Origin of the sequence: Streptomyces sp. SID11385 (genome assembly GCF_010548245.1) — a bacterium.
Taxonomy (GTDB): Bacteria; Actinomycetota; Actinomycetes; order Streptomycetales; family Streptomycetaceae; genus Streptomyces.
This window is the reverse complement of record NZ_JAAGLR010000963.1, coordinates 1-511: the sequence shown is the minus strand read 5'-3', so window position 1 is coordinate 511 and position 511 is coordinate 1. Positions and strand designations below refer to the sequence as shown.

Genomic DNA, 511 nt, shown 5'->3' with positions numbered 1-511 from the left:
CGAGCCGGCCGCGGGGCGGCCCGTCGCGCCGAGCGGCGGGTCGAGGAGCGCGTCCACGTCGTCCACGAGGACCACCAGGCGCGGCAGCGGACTCCGTCCGCCGGAGGAGGTACGGGGGCGCAGACGGAGCGTCCGGCTCGGCGGCGCCTCGATGTCGCCGGTCTCCGCGCCGCGCGACTGCGCGGGCACCGAGGCGCCCGGGTGGTCGGCGGAGTTCGCGGCCGTCGCGTCCGCCGGGTGCGGGGCCGGACGCTGGTCCGCCTCCTGGTCGTACGGGACGCGGGGGCGGCCGTACGGCCCCTGCGGGGTGCGCTCCTGACCCCACCGCGGTCGTTCGCGCTCGTACGGCGGCTGTTCCTGGTCGAACATGACCTGTTCGCGTACGTCCTGTTCCCGTACGCGGCTCGTCCGCGCCGCCACCGACACGGCCGCCGCTCGGGGACCGCCCGGCCCCGCGCCCGTACCGCCGGTGCCGTCCGCGGGCCCGTCCCCGCCCGCCGGGCCCACCCCG

At 79.8% G+C, this 511-nt stretch carries 1 pseudogene; it reads right to left on the bottom strand.

The features are described 5' to 3' along the window. A pseudogene (locus G3I42_RS29270) lies at positions 1-511 on the bottom strand (hypothetical protein); the annotation flags it as partial.